Source organism: Arthrobacter sp. UNC362MFTsu5.1 (assembly GCF_000685965.1).
GTDB lineage: Bacteria > Actinomycetota > Actinomycetes > Actinomycetales > Micrococcaceae > Arthrobacter.
The window spans coordinates 125,696-144,961 of the sequence record NZ_JMLE01000001.1 but is presented as its reverse complement, the minus strand read 5'-3'; the positions used below and the strand labels follow the sequence as shown (position 1 = coordinate 144,961).

The window sequence follows — 19,266 nt, the reverse complement described above, 5'->3', positions numbered from 1 at the left end:
CCAGCCCGGGAGGCCCCAATGCAGCGCGGTTGGATCCTGAAAGCCGTTCCGGGCATCCAGCTGGCCCGCACGTACCAGCTGTCCTGGCTTCGGTCCGATCTTGCCGCGGGAGCAGCCCTTAGCGCGGCGCTGATACCCGCCGGCATGGCCTATGCCGAAGCGGCCGGGCTGCCCGCGGTCACAGGACTGTACGCGTCGGTGGTGCCAATGCTGTTTTACGCGGTTTTCGGTCCCGCCCGGGTGATCATCGTGGGACCTGATTCATCGCTGGCACCCATGATCGCCGCCGCCCTGCTTCCGCTGGCCGGAAGGGATCCGGCCCATGCCGTGGCGCTCGCAGGTGTCCTGGCCATCCTGATCGGAATCTTCCTGATCGCCGGCCGGATCTTCAGGCTGGGCTTCGTCACCGGGCTGCTGTCCAAGCCGATCCGGGTGGGCTACCTCAACGGCATAGCCCTCGCCATTATGGTCAGCCAACTGCCCAGGCTGCTCGGGATCACGGTCTCCGGAGACTCCCTGCCCGCGAAGGTAACTGAGACCGTCGAAGCCGTCCTGCAAGGAGCCGCCAATCCCGTGGCCCTGCTGTTCGGGGTTGCCACTGTGGCCATCATCGTCGCCGGCCGCTTCCTTCCCGGGAAGATTCCCGGCGTACTACTGGCTGTGGCAGCCTCCATTGGAACGGCCGCCGCCCTGGACCTCAAGGACGCCATGCCCATGGTCGGAGCCCTTCCGCCCGGGCTGCCGGCACCGGCGCTATCCGGCATCACCATGAACGATGTTGTCGGGCTAATCGGACCGGCGGCCGGCATCGCCCTGATCGCCTTTGCCGATACGTCCACCTTGTCCAAAAGCCTCGCGGGCCGACGCGGCATCCACACGAGCGGCAACCAGGAAATGGGGGCGCTGGGAATCGCCAACGTGGCCAGCGGAATGCTCGGCGGCTTTCCGGTCTGCGGCAGCTCTTCCCGGACGCCGATCGCGCTCGACGCCGGCGCCCGCACGCCTTTCAGCGGCATCGTGGCCGCGGTTATTGTCGTCATCTTCATGGTGGCGGCGCCCGGGATCACAGCATTCCTCCCCACCACCACGCTGGCCGCCGTCGTCATCGTTGCAGCGGCCTCGCTGGTGGATGTCAAGACCATGCTCCGGCTGGTCCGCATGAGCCGGATGGAAACGGCCCTCCTTATCGCCACGTTCCTCGGGGTCGCGTTCGTCGGCGTACTGCAGGGCATCGTTATCGCCATTGCGCTGTCACTCATCGCGTTCGTTAGGCGGGCGTGGGATCCGTACCGCACCGAACTGGCCAGCCTGGAGGACGTCCCGGGCTACCACGACCTCAGCCGGCACCCGGAGGGCCAGCGCGTTCCGGGCCTGGTCATCGCCCGCTTTGACGCCCCGCTCTTCTTCGCCAACGGAGCAGTATTTGCGGAGCACATCCGCAACCTTGTGGCGAACGCCCCTGGACCGGTCAAATGGGTCATCGTGGCGTCGGAGGCCATCACGGACCTGGACACCACCGCCTTGGACGACCTCGTGGAACTCGACGACGAACTGGCGGGCCAGGGCATCAGCCTGGTCTTCGCCGAGCTGAAGGGGCCCGTCAAGGACCGGCTGCTCAAGTTCGGGGTCAGCAGCAGGTTCGGCCCGGACCACTTCTTCCCCACGGTCAACAACGCGGTGCGGACCTACAAGCGGACGTTCGGAATCTAGGCCCGGCTCAATCCAAGCCCGCAGGCCCGTTCAGGCCCGGCTCAGTCCGAGCCCAGCGGGATCACTTCGATCCGGGACCCCGGGCCCGTGATCACCAGGACACGGTCCGCCGCGACACCTTCCAAGGCCCGGGCGAGCTGCCCGGACAACCCGCCCGCAGCCTCCTCAGCTGTGTCGGAGGACGCAGCGCCGGAAGGCGCAGTACCGGACGCCACCGCATCGGAGGATCCGGCGTCGGCCCTTTTCCAGACAGTGACGCTCGCACCGGTGACCTCCGCTGCCACCTTTGCCAATGGCTCCGGATCACCCGCGGCCACCAGGATCAGTTTCCGGACCGTACGCTTCCGGGGCGTGGCAGCCGCAGTGAGGGAACGGTCGTGACGCCAGACCGCGAAGTGGTATCCGGCAGCGAGTCCCGTCGCCACCAGCAGGCCGAGCGGTGCACGGGTGCGGTCCACCAGGCTGCCGCCGCTGACGTCGTCGAGCAGGAATTCGAAGACCCGGTACCCGATCACCAGGAGGGTGATAACGGCGACGATCGCGCTCAGGCCGAACACGGCGATGAGGTACACCCGCCGGCCGCGGCGTCCAAGTTCGGTCGGCTCGGGTGCAACCCCGGGTTTCCAGGTGAGCCACCACAGTGGCCCGCCAACCGCCAGCGCGCTGATTCCGCCCAGCAGCAGGGTACGAATGCCGTCGCCGGCCAAGGGTGTTGCCGCGATGCTGAGGGCGGAGTTGACCACAATCCCGATTCCGGTGGCGGCCGCCGCCAGTCCCACCCCCGACGTCACAAGCTTGGCCGCCTGCAGCGTGGTGCCGGACCGCCCGGCGGAGACGGTCCGGTGGTACGCCCAGACGAGGGAACCCACTGCGCCTGCAGCAATTGCGGCGCCGAGCGGTTCCAGGATTTCACTTACGGGGTCTGAGCGGTCGAAGGCAAGCCGGAGCAGGACAAACAGGACAGTGCCGATGCCGCCCACCGTCAGGAGGACGGCACCGAGGATTCCGATAACCACCAGGGCGACGTCGGCGAAATCCGTCGTCAGCCGGCGTCCGCCGTCGTGGATCCAGTGCCACCACCAGATGGCGACGCCGCCGACACCCCAGGCGAGCGCCTGAAGCACCAGCTTCCACCACGGATCCCCGAGGGACGCGGACGCGGTTAAGCCCTGGATTGCGGTGTCCAGGAGATTCGCGAGCGCCGTGACCGATCCGCCCACACCGATGATGAGCCCGAAAGCCGCCCCCACAACCGTGGGAACGTCCGGAATCAGCGAGGGACTCTTCCGCGGGTGGCGCCACATCCAGCGGTGCCATGCCAGCACTCCGGCCCAGACCAGTCCGTTGGACAGCGACAGCTGCCAGCCCAGCCGTTCCCCTCCGATAACGGCTGCAAGGGCGCTGAGTACCCCCGTGGCCGCCGTGATGAGCGAGACCGCGTACATGCCGGTCAGGTACAGCCCCCAGCCTGCGGACGAGCGCTCAACGGCGTCGTCGAGCCGCCGCCACACGAACCACCAGAGCGCGGCCGCCATGGGGCCGCCGATCAGGGTGAACGCGAGCGAACGTGCCAGGCCTGCCACGTCACCTGCGACGAGCACCGTGCCTGCGCCCAGCAGCCTGCCCAAGAGGCCGCTCAGGCCGACGGCGGTCACCACAACCAGGGCGAAAAGAAGCGTGTAAACGATGAGGCGCCGGACCGTCGGCTGGGCGGATCCGGCTGCGGGCGCAGGCACCGTCTGGGCAGCGGTCACGGCTTCACTCCACGGTTCGTGCAGACCCGCAGCTGCCAGGGAGCGGAGTCGATCAGCCACTTGCCGTCCGTTTTGACGAGATCGAACACGTCCTCGGTTTCGTATTCGGAGTTCCCGAAGGGTCCGCTTCCGTTGGACACCACCATCAGTACCCTCACGTCCGCGGACGTCGCCCGTTCCGTGGTGGACACCAGTGTGACGCGCAGGTTTTCCGTGGACGACCGCTCAAAGTCGACGCACTGGGTCCGGGCAGTTTCCGTAAGGTAGGCTCTGGCCGCCGCCTCATCGCCGTCGATGACAGCCGCCGAGTAGCGCTGCACCACGCCCTGCGGCGTGGACTCGTCCAGCAGGGCCGGTTCACCCCGCGAGAAGACCACGGCGAGCGCAGCCACGGCCAGGACACCAATTATTGCCAGGATCACCACGAGGATCCTGTGAGGTCTTCCCGCCGCCGCGTTCATGTGGTCAGTATGGCGCACTGCCCACCCCCTAGCTACGGTACTTTCGGCCCTATCACCGGTGATGGGCATCAACAAGGCTGGAGACAAATGTTTCTCCACGGGAAAAGGGAATCATGCGCAGGGTCCTGGCTGCCGTACTGCTTGTCCTGCTCGGCCTGCTCTGCGGTCCAAGCGCCGCCCTGGCGGAGCCGCCGGTGGAGGTTCTGGTGGAGGACCGCGCCGGCGTGCTGGACCGCGGCCGGCTGCTCCCGGCGGTGGAAGCCATCGATTTCTACGAACCTACCCGGGTTGCCGTCTTCACCTACCGCGGTGCGGCGTCGGACAACCTCAACGAGGAAGTCCTTCGCTTCGCCCGCGCCGAACATCCGGAATGGATCAGCCCGGACGGCCAGAAATGGGCGGACGGCCTCTTCATCTTCGCTTTGGACCCTGTAGGCCGGCATGTGGGTACCTACATGGGCGAGGACCGCAAGGTTTCCCTGGAACAACGGGAGGACATCCAGAATGCTTCCAAGGATTTCCTCCGCGATGCCCAGTGGACCGACGGAACCATCGCCGGCATCAGGCGCGGAGCGGAACTGATCAACCAGCCCTGGTACCGGTCCACGGCGTTCCTTGTGACGGCATGGGGGGCCGTGGCGGCGGCCGTTCTTGGCGCCGCTACGTGGCTGATCGTGCGGTGGCGGACCAGGGTGGACAGCCGCCGGGAACTCGCCCGCGGGGACGCCAGCTACGCCAACGTGAGTATGGATTTGCAGGTCACCGAGCTGAACGCCGGCACCATCCCGGAGTCCTCTCGCTACGGCAGCACCGTCCTGGAGAAGCACCGCACTTTCCTTGCCAAGTACAACGCGGCCACCCAGCTGTCCAACCAGGCACACGCACTGACTCCGCGCGCCTTGGGACGCCGGCCGAACCTGAAGCTGGTGCGGAATTATGCCGATGCGACTGCGGAACTGGATGCGCTCGATGACGTCATAGCGGACACCAACGCCCTGCTGAACCGGGGGTCGGCGTGGGCGCCGGCGTGGGACCGGCAGCTGGCGCCGTTCCGCAGCGACCTGGCCGGCATTGAACAGATGCTCAGCAGGCGCCATGCCGGGGGCGACTCGGCGACGGCATCGGCGCTCCGGTCTTTCCGCGACCAGAGCCACCGTGACATCGAGCGCTGGTCGGCCGAACTCGCCGAGGGCAGCATCAGCCCCGAAACTGCCTTGGACCGGCTGCGCGATGCCCGGACCCACCTGACCGAACTGCTGAAGGACCACGCGGACACAGTCATCGCGGGCTTCGCGAAGAACGAGCGGGAAGCCAACCTGATGCGCGAGGGAATGGACAACGCCCAGGCCGGCACCAGGGCCAAGCATGGCCGCGCTTACGAGCCCAGCATCCTGGGTACCGTCTATCCGTCGTACTACTTTTTCTCGGTTCCGGCTTTCAATACCGGATTCAGCACCGGCGTGGGCAGCGTCAGCACCGCCCGGGGCGGCGGCAGCACCACCGGCTATGGCGCAAGCGGCGGCAGTTTCTCGGGGTCCGGGAGTTCGTCCAGTTTCTAGGCCCGGGAATGTCGGCGGGGGGCCGCCGGTGTTCCGTCTCGGGGTCTCGACAAGAATCCGGGATCGGAGGAAGCTGGGCATCGTAAGACGATCGCTACATCGGTTCGCCGCATGGGTTCAGGCCCGGCAAACCGACTCCGCTGGCCGGTCGCCGTTGTGGCCCGGACAGCCCCATCCGCAACTCTGATTGATGGAGAGAGCCATGACCACGAATGTTGTCGCTCAACTCGCAGTGAAGTCGCACAATTCTCCGGACGAACAGCGCCGCCCCGACAAGACGGAAGTGGATCTTGTCTCCGTCGACGCCTACACCATCGGAAGGTTCAAATTTGAACCCGGCTGGCGCTGGTCCGAGTGCATCAAACCCGTTGTTAAGACCGAATCATGCCAGCTGAGCCATGTTGGTTTTTGCGTTTCCGGCAAACTCACCGTCCAGACCGCTGACGGCAACCAGATCAACATCGCCGCACATGACTCCTACAGCATCCCGCCGGGGCATGACGCGTGGGTCGAAGGGGACGAACCCTTTACCGGTGTGGAGTTCGTCAGCGCCGCGGTCTTCGCCAAGTCACCCGAGTAACCGGCCGCGAGTAGTCGGCCGCGCCGGAGCAGCCGGGCGCTAAACAGCCCGGTTGGCTGCGGCGCAACTACCGCATCGGCGCAACTACCGCAGCGCTAGTGCGGGTTCACTGCTGCGGGTGGATCTTGTCAATCACGAAGTCCCCGCCGGGGATGACAGTGGTCTGATGGCCGTCGTCGAACCGCACCACGTACGGCGGCGCTCCATCCGCACCGTGAACCTCAACGATCTGGCCGTGCCGCTCCGACGATCCGACCGTCTTGCCCCGGATCGTGATCCGGTCTCCCTGCGTTGCCTTCATGGCAATCACCTCCAAGAACCAGAGTACGAGCCTCGGGGCGGGGATAACAGGGCCGTTGCGCACTGGAAGTTCGAGGGTGCACGGCCGGGGAAACGACTGAACTGACCATGTCACGGGACCGAGGGGGACCTGCAATGGCGGAGGAGAAACCCACCAACTGGTGGGCTACGCTGCCCGGCTTGCTGACCGCCGCAGCAGCTGTGATCACCGCTGTGACGGGGCTGCTGCTCGGGCTGGGACAACTGGGGGTGTTCGACGCCGGCCAGCCGGCGGCTTCGACGGCGAGCGCCTCCGGTACGGCTTCCCCGGGCGCTTCTGCCGGCACCGTACAGCCAGGGGCTGGTGCGTCATCGTCCGGGTCCGGGTCCGGCACCGGAAACGGCGCGGAATGGAAGGTAACCCTGCCGACCGAGCGCACGTACCGGGCCGCCGACGTCGAATATGAAATTCTCAGCGCGAGTGCGCGCCCCGATGTGTCCGGCAAAATCGCACTGACCCTCACGCTCAGGTGCACCAACCACGGCCGGTATGACCTCAACTTCTGGGACTCAACGTTCAGGCTGAACGTAGGCGGCGTCAGTTACTCCCCCGATCCCGGCCTGAACGAGCTGGTGGCGGGCGATTCGAGCAAGTCGGGTGACGTCCGATTCACCGTTCCGGCGGACATCCGCGAGGCGCTGCTGCGCATTAAATTTGCGGAAGGCGAGAGCTCGGCCCGGCTCGCCGTCTCGCCGCCCTGAGGAAACTGAGGAACTGAGGAAACTGAGGAAACCGCGAGCCCGGCCGGAGTGTGAATACGCGGAAGGCCGGCGACCTGCTGCCCCCAAGGCAGCTGATCGCCGGCCGTTGCGCCCGCACTGTGGGCGGGTTACGCCCCCGCTGGTGCGCCCGCTTGATGAAGCGGCGGGGAGGCTAGGCTCCGGCGCGGACGAAGGTCACGCCGCCGGTGGCCGTCAGCCAGGAGAGAGGGTGCGTGACGGTGGCGTTTACGCCGTTCATTCCGCCGCTGATCACCTGGCCGTCGCCGATGTAGATGCCGACGTGGCCGGACTGCACCACCATGTCACCGGGCTGGGGCTCCCCCACCACGGAACCGTAGTTCATGAACTGCATGGGCCCGAGGTCGCCCACCGGAATACCGGCTGAGCCAAGGGCCTTTTCCACCATGGCGGTGCAGTCCTGGGTGATGCCCAGCTGCGCGTAGGCGGCAGAAACCATGGCCGCATTGACACCGCCGGCAGCAGGCGCAGGGGCGGGAGCGGGCACCGCTGCCTGGACCTGCACGGAAACAGCGGGAGCAGCAGGCGCCGGAGCTGCCGCGGGGGCGGGGGCGGCCGCCACTGCGGGGGCAGGCTCTTCGACCGGCACCTCCACAGGGGCGGGCGTGGTGCTGACGTCCGGGCGTTCATAGCTGATCCTGACGTGGGAATCAGCGCTGAGCGGTGCACCCACCTGGGCATTGATGTCAGGGGCGGACGCCGGAGCTGAGTCACGTTCCGCAGGGGCCTCAGCGGCCTGCGCAGCCATGCCGCTGGACAGGACCAGGCCCGAGGCAGCGGCTATGACCGCAACCTGCCGGCCCGCCCTGCTCCGACCCCCGGCCGAAGTGGCCCCGGAGCGCCCCGCGGGCGCGGTTGAGCGATGATGAGCGGGCAGTTTACGTGAAAGCATGAATTAACCTCTCCCGATGCCTGCGAGGTTAGCTGTCGGATTCGGATGGGAGACACCCGGCCGCAGCGGCCGTCCGCAGTGCGGATGGCGTGCGGCTTCACCCCGAAGACCTGCCCAAACTATGCAGGTCAAAAGTGGTTTCCCCGTCCCTGCCGGATGGTTTTGATCGGATCCCGGACCGCGGCAGGGTTAGGCAATCCGCCCGGGAGTGCCGGTATCTGAGACAACGGGCACCGTTCCACCGTACGTGGGTCACCGCCGGAATGTCACATCAAGGTAACGGGGCCGCCGGGCGCTCCCCCGGCACCGCTGCGGCCCGGCGCAGGCGGCCCCCCGCAGGTAGCGGTACTCCACATATACTTGGATCCGCGGTTTGTCAAATTCGAGTGTTTTCCATCGACGCCGCGAGGCGTAGTCTACGTGCATGTTCTTGCGGGGGGACTCACATGCCTGGAGGAATCATGCGTTGGTCAAATCGCCCTGTCCACAACCAGCCACGCCATGTGGCGGAACTCCCGGCGCCTACCGCCGGGCATAGGAACAACCGGCGCTGGGTCGCCATCCTCGGAGCGCTGCTGCTGGCCGTCAGCACGGTAGCGGGCGTCGCCGGCACATCGAAAGCCGCGGGACCAACCATCGTCAGCCTCACGTTCGACGACGGCCTCGCCAGCCAGCTGGCCGCCGCGCAGGAGCTGAAAGCCCACGGCCTGGTGGGAACCTTCTTCATCACCACGTCCTTTGTGGGCCAGTCCGGGTTCCTCACCCAGGCGAACCTGCAGACGCTGGCCGCCGACGGCAATGAGATCGGCGGACACAGCGTGACCCATCCGGACATGACAACGCTCAGCGCAGCGGCTGCAAGCGCGGAGGCCTGCAACAGCAAGTCGACCCTCGAAGGCTGGGGCTTCACCGTCCGCAACTTCGCCTACCCCTTCGCTGCGGTGAATGCGACCGCCGAGTCCGCAGTCAGCGGCTGCGGGTACGCCAGTTCCCGGGGCCTCGGTGACATCCGCTCTCCTGCAAGCTGTGCCGGCTGCCCCGTTGCAGAAACGCTGCCGCCGCCGGAACCCATGGTCACCAAAGCACCCGACCAGGTGGCCGCGACGTGGAGCCTGGCGGACCTGCAGGCCACCGTCACCAACGCCGAGACGACCGGCGGCTGGCTGCAGCTGACCTTCCACGAGATTGCCAACGGAACGGACCCGTCACTGTCGATCAGCCCTGCACTGTTCAAGGAATTCGTCACGTGGCTGGCCGCGCGGACAGCAAACGGTACGACGTCGGTCCGCACCGTCGCGCAGGCATTGGGCCAGTCCCCGGTGTCGTCACCATCGCCCTCACCATCGCCCTCACCGTCTCCGCCTCCGTCTCCGTCCCCCTCGCCGTCGCCGTCGCCGTCGCCGTCGGGCTCGTTCACGGACGTTCCGGCGAACGCACAGTTCTTCACGGAGATCAGCTGGCTCGCCTCGCAGGGGATTTCCACCGGCTGGATTGAAGCGAACGGAACCAGCACCTACCGTCCGGCGCTCGCCGTCAACCGCGATGCCATGGCCGCCTTTATGTACCGTCTCGCCGGAAGTCCGGCGTTCACACCGCCCGGCACCTCGCCGTTCATCGACGTCACGCCACAAACGCAGTTCTACAAGGAAATCTCCTGGCTATCGTCGAGGGGCATTTCCACCGGCTGGGATGAAGGCAACGGCGCCAGGTCGTATCGGCCGCTACAGACGGTGAACCGGGACGCCATGGCTGCCTTCATGTATCGCTTTGCCAGCAGCCCCGCCTACAACGCACCGGCCAGTTCCCCGTTCAGCGACCTGGTCCCGCAGACGCAGTTCTACAAGGAGATCACCTGGCTCGCGTCAATGAACATCTCCACCGGCTGGGATGAAAGTAACGGCACCAAGACGTTCCGTCCCGTCCAGCCCGTGAGCAGGGATGCCATGGCAGCCTTTATGTACCGCTACAACACCGCCTTCCCAAGGTAGGACACGGCATGGAGCGGAATTCCAGGTGAAACACTATTGCGTGGCGATCTGCCAGCTGAGCGATCAGCCACCGGAGGACTTCGACGTCAATACCGAGCTCCTGATCCTTGAGGGCAAGGAACTCCATGTGGCGACGTGGGACGCGGAGCCGCGGGACGGCGGCTTCGACGTCCTGGTCCTCAACGACCGCGTGAGCGCCCTCGGGTTCATGGTGGTCACCGACTGGGAGTTCCTGGAAGGCAGGGCCTACGCGGTGGTGGAGCGCCGGGCCGGCGGCTGAGGGGCATCCGCCCGCGACAGCACGGCCGCCCGCCTCAGCCACGGATCCGGATCCCCCGCCCAGCGGTCCAGCACAACATCCGCCCTCGCCCTCGCCTGCCCTTCCAGCCCTGCGATCAAGGGACGGACGACGTCGTGTGCGAGGGGGTCCGCCAGCTCGCCCAGTTGCGCCTCCCGCACAAAGCCCTCGATTCGGGTCAGGTCGGAGTTGTCCAGGAGGGCAACCCGGGACTGCAGCAGGACAACCGCCGCCAGCCGGCGTTCGAAGACGGGCACCGACCACAGTTCAGTGCTGAGCGCGGTAATGTCATCGTGCGCCAGGTCGCGGTGGCGGCGCAGCATGTCGCGGACGGTCCCCCGCACGGCACCCACCGAGGCGCCGTAGTACTGAAGACCGTCGCCGAACCGGGCCTGTGCTTCTTCTGCCCGAAGCCAGGAGCTCTCGCGCTGCAGCGCGGCATCCACGAAGTCACAGGCATCAGTCACCCCACCATTCTGCCGTTCCCGCCGGTGGAAGACCGAACTCCGGAAGGCGTTTCGGTGCGGGCTACCGCGGGCAACCGATGCGGCCGCTAGGGACAAGGTAGTCCTCCGGTCCTGCGGCGTGAGATGCTCGGTCCCATGCGTGAACTGGTCGTTCTCGGCACCGCCTCGCAGGTTCCCACGCGGAGCCGCAACCACAACGGGTACCTGCTCCGCTGGGACGGCGAGGGCCTGCTCTTCGATCCCGGCGAAGGCACCCAGCGGCAGATGATCCACGCCGGCGTCTCAGCCAGCCAGGTGACGCGGATCTGCCTGACCCACGTCCACGGCGACCACTGCTTCGGGCTTCCCGGCGTCCTGTCGCGCATGGTGCTCGATGGTGTGCAGCACCCGGTGGACCTGCATTTTCCGGCTTCCGGCAGCGAGGTGGTCCGTGCCCTCGTGTCCCTCGCCTCACCCGGCCTCGACCTGCGGCTGCACCCGCACTCCGCACCGGGGCCGATCGCACCCGGCCTCGAGGTGCAGCCCCTGCGGCATCGCATTGAGACGTTCGGATACCGGCTGGTCGAGCCGGCCAGCCGCACGCTGCTGCCCGACCGGCTTGCGGCAGCAGGGATCTCGGGACCGGACATCGCGCGGCTGCAGCGGGAGGGGAACCTGGCCGGGGTGCGGCTGGAAGACCTGAGCATTCCGCGTCCCGGCCAGAGCTTCGCGTTCGTGATGGATACCGCGGAATGCGACGGCGCCCGGGAACTCGCCGAAGGCGTGGACCTCCTCGTGGCGGAATCAACGTTCAGCGACGACGACGCCGGGCTGGCTGCCAGGTATCTTCACCTCACCGCCGGGCAGGCCGGCGATCTGGCGTCCGCTGCCGGGGCCGGACTGCTGGTCCTGACGCATTTCTCATCCCGCTACAGGGACGTCGGTGTGCTGGCGGAACAGGCCGGTGCCCGCGCGGGCCGGGCCGCCGTCGTCGCCGCGCAGGACCTGGACAGGATCCCCTTGCCCAGGCGGGAGCGGGCCCCCTGGATTGCGGGCGGCTAACACCGTCAGTAGACGAAGATGTCGATCCAGGCCCGGTTGTGGGCATGCAGCAGGACCAGGAACAGCACGAAGTCGAACAGCAGGTGCACGGACACGATGTAGGACAGTGACTTGGTCCGGGTGAAGATGAACGCCTGGAGAAGGGCGAAGGGAAAGATGAACACCGGCGCCCAGGCGTGGAAGCCCAGTTCCCAGAGGAAGGACGTGAACAGGACAGCCTGCAGTACGTTGGCCTGGGCCAGCGGCAGGTGCCGGCGCAGGAGGATAAACACGGTGCAGATAAAGAACAGTTCATCCCAGATCCCCAGCACGTTGGTGCCCAGGAAAAGCCGGAAGATCCCCTCCGGGTCGGACACCGCGGGCCAGTTGCTGTACACACCGGTGTTGACCATGTAAGCCGGAAGCACCGCGTACCCCATCACGACGACGGCGGCCAGGTACCATTTCTCCGCCCGGGTCCAGGGGTGCCCGGTCAGCACCGGAAACTTCACCGCATGGTCCTTGTAGACAAAACGCGAAACCGTGTAGGGAACGCCCACGGCGAGGATCATCGCCGTGCCCATGACCAGCATGTGTTCGGTGCTGATGTCCGTGGTGATCGGAACCAGGCTGATGGCCACGAGCCCGGCGGCGATCAGCGCAAGATCGCGCAGGAGCGCCCGGTCGATCAGTCCGGCACTGACGAGGGCCAGCGCCAATAGTCCGTACCCCGGGATTCTCTGTTCCAGGACGAACAGGACAAAGCCGGAGAGCGACACAAGCGTCGCGGGGAGCAGTTTCGTCGAAAGAGAGCCGCGGATGCCGGCCCGGCGGCCGGCCCCTGCTCCGGTTCCGGCGGCGGGCGAACGGTTAGACATACTTGCTGAACCACGCCAGGGTGTCGTTCCAGGCGGCGGTGGCCTGGGTCTCGTTGTAGCGCTCGCTGGTGTCGTTGTGGAATGCATGGTCGACGTCGGGATAAACCTTTAGCTCGTGCCGGACATCAGTGGCGGCAAGGGCATCGCGGAGGGCCGGCATCGCTCCGGTGATGCGGTCATCGAGTTCGGCGTAGACGCCCAGGACGGCCGGCTTGATGGCGGGGACTTTGTCCAGGTCCGGGGCGGGACCGTAAAACGCCGAGGTGGCCTTCAGCCCGGACAGTTCCGTCGCCGCCTGCCACGTGATGCCGCCGCCGAAGCAGTAGCCCGTCATGGCAATCCGCCCGGAATCGACGAAGTCCTGTGAGTTCAGGTACTCGAAGGCTGCCGAAAAATCCGCGACGTGGCGCTTCGCTCCGGCCTGGGTCAGTGCACCCGGGACAGCGTCCCGGTCCAGGCTGGCCGTTCCTCCCTCCCTGCTGAGCAAGTCCAGGGCCAGGGCGGCGTAGCCGGCTTTGGCGAAGCGTCGTGCCACGTCCTGGATGTGCGGGGTCAGCCCCCGGTTCTCATGGCAGATGAGCACGGCGGCTCCGGGTTTGCCGCCTTCCGGCCGGGCAAGGTAGCCGCTGACGTCGGTGCCGGCGGAAGGGAACCGCACGGTTGCAGCCACGATGCCGGCCGCCCCCTCCGGTACGGACAGCGGGCTTTTGGCTCCGGGCACCGCGCCTGAGGAAGCGGTGCCGGTGGCCGTGCCGGTGCCGTTTGACGCTACGGACGGGGTGGGCATCGGGTCGGTGCTGCGCGGAAGCTCCTGCGGCGTGCAGCCCACCAGGGCCATGGCGGCCGCAGCAGCGGCCATGCTCCCGGTGATGAACGCCACCCGGCGGGTAAACGTGTGCTGGCTCATGGCACCGGCACGGTAGTCGTCGAAGAATTCCTCGATCAGGTATTTCTCAAATTTTCCGAGCTGCTGGGTCATGGAGCGCCTCCTGCCGTTTGCCAATTATCCTCCCCCGCGGTCCATCACGGGGCAAGGGCTGCCGGGCTTGGCGCAGCGGCTCAGGGCGTGGCCCTAGAACGGGTTGAGCAGCCGGTCCACGAACTGCCGGGTGCGTTCCTCCCGCGGGTCGCGCAGCACAGTGTCCGGGTGGCCTCGTTCCACCACGACGCCCCCGTCCATGAAGATGACTTCGTCGGCCACCTGCCGGGCGAATGCCAGCTCGTGGGTAACCACCACCATGGTCCAGCCCTCGTCCGCCAGCTCCTTGATGACAGTCAGTACATCACCCACCAGCTCAGGGTCCAGGGCTGACGTCGGCTCGTCAAAGAGAAGGAGCTGCGGCCGCAGCGCCAGCGCACGGACAATGCCCACACGCTGCTGCTGCCCCCCGGAAAGTTCGAAAGGGTAGCTCTTCTCCTTCGCTGACAGCCCCACGCGGGCAAGCAGCTCCCTCGCCTCGGCGATGGCTTCGGCCTTGGGGCGCTTCTGCACCTGGACCGGGCCCTCGATGATGTTTTCGAGGACGGTCTTGTGCGGAAAGAGGTTGTAGTGCTGGAACACCATGGCGCTCCGGTCCCTCAGGGCGGCCAGCTGCTTCTTGGTCACCGGCGCTGAAAAGTCGACGGCGAGCTGGCCGGCAAAGTCCACCACGCCGTCGTCGGGTATTTCGAGCCCGTTGAGGCACCGCAGGACCGTCGTCTTACCGGACCCGGACGGCCCGATCAGGGCCACGACTTCGCCGCGTCGGACGTTCACGTCCACGGATTTCAGCACTTCATGGCTGCCGAATGCCTTGCGCAATCCCCGTACGGAAAGCAGCGCGGCATCGTCCGGGAGAGCGGATTCAGTGGGCGACATAGCGGTCCAATCTCTTCTCCAGGGCGGACTGGCCTCCGGCCAGGACCAGGCAGATGATCCAATAGATAACCGCTGCCTCCAGATAAAGCAGCATGAATTCCTGGCTGAAGGCCGCCACCTGCTGCGCCTGGCGGAAGAGCTCGGTGACCAGGATCAGGGACGCCAGCGACGTGTCCTTGACCAGGCTGATGAACGTGTTGGACAAGGGCGGTACCGAGACCCGGGCGGCCTGCGGGAGGATGATGCGCACCAGCGACTGGCGGCGGGACATGCCGATGGTGTGGCCCGCCTCCCACTGGCCCTTGGGAACGGACAGGATGGCCGCGCGGATGACCTCGGCCGCGTACCCGCCCACGTTCAGGGAGAACGCGATGATGGCGCTGGGCCACGGGCTGATGGTGACCCCGATCGACGGAAGCCCGTAGAAAATGACGAAAAGCTGGACCAGCAGGGGTGTGCCGCGGATGACCGAGATGTACATCCGCGCAACGGTGGAGAACACGGGGTTCCGGCTCAGCCGCATCAGCGCGATCAGCAGTGCCAGCAGCAGCCCGAAGACGAAGGACGCCAGTGCCAGCGGAATCGTGCCCGTTACCGCGCCGGTCAGGATGGGCCCCAGCGAGCTCCAGACGAGGTCCCAGTTGATAGTCATGCGCTGACGCTGCGCTCGCCGCCGGCCGCCACCCCGCTACTTCGAGACGTCCGCGTCAAAGTATTTCTGCGAAATCCTGGTCAGCGTGCCGTCGGTCTGCAGTTCGCCGAGGGCCTTGTTCACGGCCTCGGCCAGGCTGCTTGACCCCTTGCGGAAGGCGAGGGCACTGAGCGATTTGTCCGTGGTCTCGGCGGCGATCTTGATGCCGCTGTCCTTCGCGGTCTTTTGGTAGTCCAGATACGTCAGTTTGTCGTTGATGGTGGCGTCAACACGGCCCTGCTTGAGCAGTGTGATCGCCTGCGCCCAGCCTTCCACGGCCTCGACATTGGCGCCGCTTTCCTGAGCCAGTTTGTACCAGTTGCTGGTCAGTGACTGCGCGGTGGTCTTGCCCTTGAGGTGTCAAAGGAACTGACGCTGCTGTCGTCGGCCTTGGTGACAATGACGCCGGTGCTCACCGTGTACGGTTCGGAGAATTCGTACTTCGCCTTTCGTTCGTCGGTGATGGAGACCTGGTTGGCCACCACGTCGAATCTCTTGGCCTCCAGCCCGGCGAAGATGGCGTCGAACTGGGTTTCCTGAAAGGAGGGTTTGACGCCGAGCTTTTCAGCGACGGCGGTGATGATCTCGACGTCGTACCCGGTCAGCTCGCCGCTGCCGTCGGCGTGGAACGAGAAGGGCTTGTACGTGCCCTCGGTGCCGATCTTGAGCTCACCTGCGCTCTTGACGTCGCTCAGGGAGGTGTCTGCGCCGCCCGCCGGGGCTGAGCCGGACGGTGTGGTGGACCCGGAACCGCAGCCGGCAAGGGCAAGGGCTGCAGCTGCCATGAGGCCGATAGCGGAAAGACGTGTGCGCTTCATGATGAACCTTCGTCCTGTAGCCGGAAGGGCTCGCCAGCTGCACCGCAGGCCGGCAGTCCACCTCCGACGATAGCAACATCTGCCTTGGGGAGAACAGATGCCCGCGGGTTAGGCTCATCCCATGTCGCCCGATCGCTACCTCGCCGAGCTGGCCCGCCTCCTGGAAGGCCTCACCGCGCTCGCCCGCCAGCCCGACGACGTGCTGTCCCGTTCCGTACCGGCCTGCCCCGGGTGGACGTTGGAACAGCTGTTCGGGCACCTTGGCTCCATCGAACGCTGGGCGGCAGCGGTGGTCCGCAGCGGGCAGTACGTCGAGGAACCGGCGCCTCCGGCCACGGGTGCGGCCGCATGGTTCATCGAGGGCGCCGAGCCGTTCCTCGCGACGATGGCGTCCCTGGATCCCGGGGCACCGTGCTGGAACTTTGGACCGCCGCCGCGCACAGCGGGCTTCTGGCTCCGGCGCCAGGCACACGAGCACGCCGTCCACCTCATCGACGCCTGCCAGGCGTCCGGACGGGCGGCACCGGCTTTGGGCAAGGACTTCCTGCTCGACGGCGTCGACGAGGTCCTCGCGATGTTCACCCCGCGCCAGGTGAGGCTGGGGCGAATGCAGCCACCGGAGCAGGCAGTTTCGTTCCGCGTGCCCGGCGCGGGAGGCCGGGCAGCGGGTACCGGCGCGGGCGCGGGCGCTTGGACCGTGGGCAGCGGCACCGCTGCGGCATCCGTCACCGCGGCATTACCGGACATGTACCTCGGGCTCTGGGGCCGCTCCAACCTCCAGGAGAAGGCCGTCATCGACGGCGACGCAGCCCTCGCACTGCGCGTTCTGCGGGAGCCGCTCACACCGTAAGGCGGACTGGCACGCAAGGCAACCAGCCGCCGTCGTGCGCTTGTTCAGGCTTGTGACTGGACGACTTCAGCGCGGCGGAACCTTCAACGCTACCGGCTTTCAGCGCGGCGGAGCCTGCGCTGGCGTGCCGCACCGCTGATCCGGCCCTGAACCATCAACAGCCGGGGAACGGCAAAGTAGACGGCCGTGGGGACCACCACCAAGGTCAGGACGAAGGCTCGAAGGACCGAAGGCCATTCCGGAGCAACGACTCCCAACACGTACATTCCCAGGGCCGCCATGGGAAAGATCGCCACCCAGGTGATGAATGCCCTCGTGTGGATGGACGCCAGGCCCGGGGGTCGATGATGGTGCACGTCCGTCTCATCTGCCGCCAGGGCCCTGCCATCGTGTTCCACTCATTCTCCAAACGTTTAGTTGGACTTGATGCTAGCGAGCCGTTTGCCGCAAAAGCAAACGGACAGTTGGAGATAGAATGACGCGATGGCCTGGGACACGGATGCGACACGGGAGAAGCTGCTCGATGCCGCCATCTCCGAGTTTTCGGAGCGCGGCTTCGCGGGGGCACGAATCCACCAGATCTCCCTGGCGTCGGGGTGCAACCGCGAACGGATCTACTTTTACTACGGCGGCAAGGCACAGCTCTTCGAAGCTGCACTTGGGCGTCAGCTCGTGACGGCATTGGAGGACCTCCCCGTAGTGGGCTCGGGTCCCGGGGCCGTTGCCGACTTCGCTGGCAGGTACTTCGACTTCTCGACCAGCTTTCCCGGCCTGGCCCGGCTGACGTTCTGGGAAGGACTGGAGCGCGGCGATCCCGTTGACGCAGCACGTCGGGCGCTGCTGGCAGCGGACAAGGCTGCTGAGATCCGTCATGCGCTCCCGGCGATCACTGAGGCTGCGGCCGAAGACCTGCTGTTGACCATCGTGACGCTGTGCCACGCCTGGGTGGCCATCCCGAACGTGCGTGCCGTGATTACCCCGACAGGGGACGGGACGCGCCGGCGAGCGTCGATCGTGCGGACTGTTGAACTGCTCTCCCGGGACGCCGAGAGCCCGGGACCGCTTCCCTACTGACGTGCCGGGCCTTCTTGGATAAGCTCAGGTTCTCACGGGCCGTTGGCCCAACCGCCCCGACGCTTCGGCCAGGGCCGAATGACTGCCGGGCTGAGCAGAGAGGCCAGTCATGGACTTTGCAGCGGACTATTCGCGATCGCTTGACCCGTTCCCCCAGTACCGGGCAATGCGGGAGAGTTCACCCGTCTTCCAGGACGAGCAATCCGGGAGCTGGCATGTCTTCCGATATGACAACGTCCAGCGTGTGCTGTCCGAACATGCAACCTTCTCCTCACGAATGGGCGGGGACGATCCGTCGGAGACAGGCCAGCTGTTTGCGGCGAGCCTGATCACCACGGATCCGCCCCGGCACCGGCAGTTGCGCTCGCTGGTGACCCAAGCCTTCACCCCGAAGGCCGTGGATGCGCTGGCTCCCCGCATCTCAGCCCTCACGGATGAGCTGCTGGACGGAATCGCTCCTGCGGGCACGGCCGACCTCATCGCGGGCCTGGCGTACCCGCTGCCGGTGATCGTCATAGCGGAACTCATGGGCATACCCCCTGGTGACCGCGACCGTTTCAAGCAGTGGTCCGATGTCATCGTTAGCCAAACGCGGTCCGGAGCGGAGGATGCTGACCACCACGCCACCAACGTTGAGATGACCGGGTACTTCCTGGACCTGATCGAACAGCGCCGGAGGCAGCCTGGAAACGACCTGATCAGTAACTTGCTCTCGGCCGAGATTGACGGGCAGAAGCTCAGCGTGCCCGAACTACTGGGCTTCTGCAGCCTGCTGCTGGTTGCCGGCAACGAAACGACCACCAACCTGATCGGCAACGCGGTCCTTTCCTTCACGGAAGTGCCGGGTACCTTCGAACGGCTCCTCGCCGAGCCGCAGCTGCTGCCGCAGGCCATCGAGGAAGTGCTGCGCTACCGTTCACCGGTCCAGTCCATGTACCGGGTCGCGGCCGCCGACACTGCTTTGGGCGACGTTCAGATTCCGGCCGGCGCCCCGCTGGTGGCATGGATCGGATCGGCGAACCGCGACGAGCGGCACTTCACGGAGCCCGACGAGTTCGACATCGATCGTGGCCCTTCCCGGCATCTCGCGTTCGGCCAGGGAATTCACTTCTGCCTTGGCGCCCCACTTGCCAGGCTTGAAGCCAGAATCGCGCTGGAGGCTACTCTGTCGCGGCTGCCAGGCCTAACGGTCGCCGCAGGGTCCCGGCTGGAACGGATGGACAGCACCATTGTCTACGGACTCAAGGAGCTTCCGGTGACGTGGGAGGCGGGCTGAACCCGCTGATCG

Annotated in this window: 20 protein-coding genes, 1 pseudogene and 1 riboswitch; of the genes and pseudogenes, 10 read left to right on the top strand and 11 right to left on the bottom strand. The window is 66.4% G+C overall.

Going from position 1 to position 19,266, the window contains the following annotated elements:
• The first annotated feature begins 18 nt into the window (after nt 1-18).
• On the top strand, nt 19-1,710 hold the full coding sequence (locus tag BS38_RS0100730; protein WP_028269055.1) for a SulP family inorganic anion transporter: 1,692 nt from the start codon (nt 19-21) through the stop codon (nt 1,708-1,710).
• A gap of 41 nt (nt 1,711-1,751) precedes the next feature.
• Here BS38_RS0100730 and BS38_RS0100725 read toward each other — a convergent pair whose 3' ends face one another.
• Together BS38_RS0100725 and BS38_RS0100720 are read right to left on the bottom strand one after the other, a co-directional pair.
• Nucleotides 1,752-3,524, bottom strand: coding sequence for a DUF5671 domain-containing protein (locus BS38_RS0100725; RefSeq protein ID WP_331280035.1), 1,773 nt, complete (start codon nt 3,522-3,524; stop codon nt 1,752-1,754).
• Entirely contained in the window at nt 3,461-3,925 is a 465-nt protein-coding gene (locus BS38_RS0100720) for a hypothetical protein (RefSeq protein WP_043437321.1), read from the bottom strand. The genes BS38_RS0100725 and BS38_RS0100720 overlap by 64 nt, the downstream gene beginning before the upstream one ends.
• Nucleotides 3,926-4,038: 113 nt before the next feature.
• On the opposite strand from BS38_RS0100720, the gene BS38_RS0100715 reads away from it, so the two are divergent.
• Both BS38_RS0100715 and BS38_RS0100710 read left to right on the top strand, forming a co-directional pair.
• Entirely contained in the window at nt 4,039-5,484 is a 1,446-nt protein-coding gene (locus BS38_RS0100715) for a DUF5129 domain-containing protein (protein WP_028269052.1), read from the top strand.
• A 202-nt stretch (nt 5,485-5,686) separates the two neighbouring features.
• Nucleotides 5,687-6,064, top strand: coding sequence for a cupin domain-containing protein (locus BS38_RS0100710; RefSeq protein WP_028269051.1), 378 nt, complete (start codon nt 5,687-5,689; stop codon nt 6,062-6,064).
• Between the two features lie 106 nt (nt 6,065-6,170).
• On the opposite strand, the gene BS38_RS0100705 is transcribed toward BS38_RS0100710, so the two are convergent.
• Complete coding sequence (locus tag BS38_RS0100705; RefSeq protein WP_043437319.1) at nt 6,171-6,365, bottom strand: DUF1918 domain-containing protein; 195 nt, start codon at nt 6,363-6,365, stop codon at nt 6,171-6,173.
• A gap of 134 nt (nt 6,366-6,499) precedes the next feature.
• Here BS38_RS0100705 and BS38_RS0100700 point away from each other — a divergent pair, with 134 nt between their 5' ends.
• Nucleotides 6,500-7,105, top strand: coding sequence for a hypothetical protein (locus BS38_RS0100700; RefSeq protein ID WP_028269049.1), 606 nt, complete (start codon nt 6,500-6,502; stop codon nt 7,103-7,105).
• A gap of 172 nt (nt 7,106-7,277) precedes the next feature.
• Here the strand turns inward: BS38_RS0100700 and BS38_RS0100695 are convergent, their stop codons facing one another.
• Nucleotides 7,278-8,036 carry an NlpC/P60 family protein gene (locus tag BS38_RS0100695; RefSeq protein WP_028269048.1) on the bottom strand — a complete coding sequence of 253 codons (759 nt, stop codon included), beginning with the start codon at nt 8,034-8,036 and terminating at the stop codon, nt 7,278-7,280.
• 3 nt (nt 8,037-8,039) lie between these two features.
• Nucleotides 8,040-8,232: riboswitch (cyclic di-AMP (ydaO/yuaA leader) on the bottom strand.
• Nucleotides 8,233-8,497: 265 nt separating this feature from the next.
• Between BS38_RS0100695 and BS38_RS26380 the strand changes: the two genes are divergently transcribed.
• Complete coding sequence (locus BS38_RS26380) at nt 8,498-10,024, top strand: polysaccharide deacetylase family protein (protein ID WP_051628656.1); 1,527 nt, start codon at nt 8,498-8,500, stop codon at nt 10,022-10,024.
• A 25-nt stretch (nt 10,025-10,049) separates the two neighbouring features.
• On the top strand, nt 10,050-10,304 hold the full coding sequence (locus BS38_RS0100685; RefSeq protein ID WP_156037032.1) for a hypothetical protein: 255 nt from the start codon (nt 10,050-10,052) through the stop codon (nt 10,302-10,304).
• On the opposite strand, the gene BS38_RS0100680 is transcribed toward BS38_RS0100685, so the two are convergent.
• Nucleotides 10,271-10,789, bottom strand: a complete 519-nt coding sequence (locus BS38_RS0100680) for a DNA alkylation repair protein (RefSeq protein ID WP_028269047.1) — start codon at nt 10,787-10,789, stop codon at nt 10,271-10,273. The two genes, BS38_RS0100685 and BS38_RS0100680, sit on opposite strands and share 34 nt — an antisense overlap.
• A 135-nt stretch (nt 10,790-10,924) precedes the next feature.
• On the opposite strand from BS38_RS0100680, the gene BS38_RS0100675 reads away from it, so the two are divergent.
• A complete protein-coding gene (locus tag BS38_RS0100675; protein ID WP_028269046.1) occupies nt 10,925-11,830 on the top strand; it encodes a ribonuclease Z in 906 nt (301 codons plus the stop codon).
• A gap of 5 nt (nt 11,831-11,835) precedes the next feature.
• Here BS38_RS0100675 and BS38_RS0100670 read toward each other — a convergent pair whose 3' ends face one another.
• The 5 genes and pseudogenes from BS38_RS0100670 to BS38_RS24075 all read right to left on the bottom strand — a co-directional run bounded on the left by BS38_RS0100670 (nt 11,836) and on the right by BS38_RS24075 (nt 16,054).
• The gene (locus tag BS38_RS0100670; RefSeq protein ID WP_081818766.1) at nt 11,836-12,687 is read right to left on the bottom strand and encodes a CPBP family glutamic-type intramembrane protease; all 852 of its coding nucleotides are present in this window, start codon (nt 12,685-12,687) and stop codon (nt 11,836-11,838) included.
• Complete coding sequence (locus BS38_RS0100665) at nt 12,680-13,666, bottom strand: dienelactone hydrolase family protein (protein ID WP_028269044.1); 987 nt, start codon at nt 13,664-13,666, stop codon at nt 12,680-12,682. The genes BS38_RS0100670 and BS38_RS0100665 overlap by 8 nt, the downstream gene beginning before the upstream one ends.
• A gap of 93 nt (nt 13,667-13,759) precedes the next feature.
• Complete coding sequence (locus BS38_RS0100660; RefSeq protein ID WP_028269043.1) at nt 13,760-14,545, bottom strand: amino acid ABC transporter ATP-binding protein; 786 nt, start codon at nt 14,543-14,545, stop codon at nt 13,760-13,762.
• Nucleotides 14,532-15,197 carry an amino acid ABC transporter permease gene (locus BS38_RS0100655; RefSeq protein WP_197024869.1) on the bottom strand — a complete coding sequence of 222 codons (666 nt, stop codon included), beginning with the start codon at nt 15,195-15,197 and terminating at the stop codon, nt 14,532-14,534. The genes BS38_RS0100660 and BS38_RS0100655 overlap by 14 nt, the downstream gene beginning before the upstream one ends.
• A gap of 36 nt (nt 15,198-15,233) precedes the next feature.
• A pseudogene (locus BS38_RS24075) lies at nt 15,234-16,054 on the bottom strand (amino acid ABC transporter substrate-binding protein).
• A gap of 121 nt (nt 16,055-16,175) precedes the next feature.
• Here BS38_RS24075 and BS38_RS0100645 point away from each other — a divergent pair.
• Nucleotides 16,176-16,904, top strand: coding sequence for a maleylpyruvate isomerase family mycothiol-dependent enzyme (locus tag BS38_RS0100645; RefSeq protein ID WP_028269041.1), 729 nt, complete (start codon nt 16,176-16,178; stop codon nt 16,902-16,904).
• 89 nt (nt 16,905-16,993) lie between these two features.
• Here the strand turns inward: BS38_RS0100645 and BS38_RS27545 are convergent, their stop codons facing one another.
• Nucleotides 16,994-17,302, bottom strand: coding sequence for a hypothetical protein (locus BS38_RS27545; protein ID WP_231510974.1), 309 nt, complete (start codon nt 17,300-17,302; stop codon nt 16,994-16,996).
• Between the two features lie 85 nt (nt 17,303-17,387).
• On the opposite strand from BS38_RS27545, the gene BS38_RS0100635 reads away from it, so the two are divergent.
• Complete coding sequence (locus BS38_RS0100635; protein ID WP_028269039.1) at nt 17,388-17,978, top strand: TetR/AcrR family transcriptional regulator; 591 nt, start codon at nt 17,388-17,390, stop codon at nt 17,976-17,978.
• 109 nt (nt 17,979-18,087) lie between these two features.
• Nucleotides 18,088-19,254, top strand: a complete 1,167-nt coding sequence (locus BS38_RS0100630) for a cytochrome P450 (protein WP_028269038.1) — start codon at nt 18,088-18,090, stop codon at nt 19,252-19,254.
• Nucleotides 19,255-19,266 lie beyond the last annotated feature (12 nt).

Excerpts from the sequence above, each read along its gene's own strand:
- BS38_RS0100730 (WP_028269055.1), top strand. The coding sequence starts at position 19 with ATGCAGCGCGGTTGGATCCTGAAAGCCGTTCCGGGCATCCAGCTGGCC.
- BS38_RS0100720 (WP_043437321.1), bottom strand. The coding sequence starts at position 3,925 with ATGAACGCGGCGGCGGGAAGACCTCACAGGATCCTCGTGGTGATCCTG.
- BS38_RS0100715 (WP_028269052.1), top strand. The coding sequence starts at position 4,039 with ATGCGCAGGGTCCTGGCTGCCGTACTGCTTGTCCTGCTCGGCCTGCTC.
- BS38_RS0100710 (WP_028269051.1), top strand. The coding sequence starts at position 5,687 with ATGACCACGAATGTTGTCGCTCAACTCGCAGTGAAGTCGCACAATTCT.
- BS38_RS0100705 (WP_043437319.1), bottom strand. The coding sequence starts at position 6,365 with ATGAAGGCAACGCAGGGAGACCGGATCACGATCCGGGGCAAGACGGTC.
- BS38_RS0100700 (WP_028269049.1), top strand. The coding sequence starts at position 6,500 with ATGGCGGAGGAGAAACCCACCAACTGGTGGGCTACGCTGCCCGGCTTG.
- BS38_RS0100695 (WP_028269048.1), bottom strand. The coding sequence starts at position 8,036 with ATGCTTTCACGTAAACTGCCCGCTCATCATCGCTCAACCGCGCCCGCG.
- BS38_RS26380 (WP_051628656.1), top strand. The coding sequence starts at position 8,498 with ATGCGTTGGTCAAATCGCCCTGTCCACAACCAGCCACGCCATGTGGCG.
- BS38_RS0100675 (WP_028269046.1), top strand. The coding sequence starts at position 10,925 with ATGCGTGAACTGGTCGTTCTCGGCACCGCCTCGCAGGTTCCCACGCGG.
- BS38_RS0100670 (WP_081818766.1), bottom strand. The coding sequence starts at position 12,687 with ATGTCTAACCGTTCGCCCGCCGCCGGAACCGGAGCAGGGGCCGGCCGC.
- BS38_RS0100665 (WP_028269044.1), bottom strand. The coding sequence starts at position 13,666 with ATGACCCAGCAGCTCGGAAAATTTGAGAAATACCTGATCGAGGAATTC.
- BS38_RS0100660 (WP_028269043.1), bottom strand. The coding sequence starts at position 14,545 with ATGTCGCCCACTGAATCCGCTCTCCCGGACGATGCCGCGCTGCTTTCC.
- BS38_RS0100655 (WP_197024869.1), bottom strand. The coding sequence starts at position 15,197 with ATGACTATCAACTGGGACCTCGTCTGGAGCTCGCTGGGGCCCATCCTG.
- BS38_RS0100645 (WP_028269041.1), top strand. The coding sequence starts at position 16,176 with ATGTCGCCCGATCGCTACCTCGCCGAGCTGGCCCGCCTCCTGGAAGGC.
- BS38_RS0100635 (WP_028269039.1), top strand. The coding sequence starts at position 17,388 with ATGGCCTGGGACACGGATGCGACACGGGAGAAGCTGCTCGATGCCGCC.
- BS38_RS0100630 (WP_028269038.1), top strand. The coding sequence starts at position 18,088 with ATGGACTTTGCAGCGGACTATTCGCGATCGCTTGACCCGTTCCCCCAG.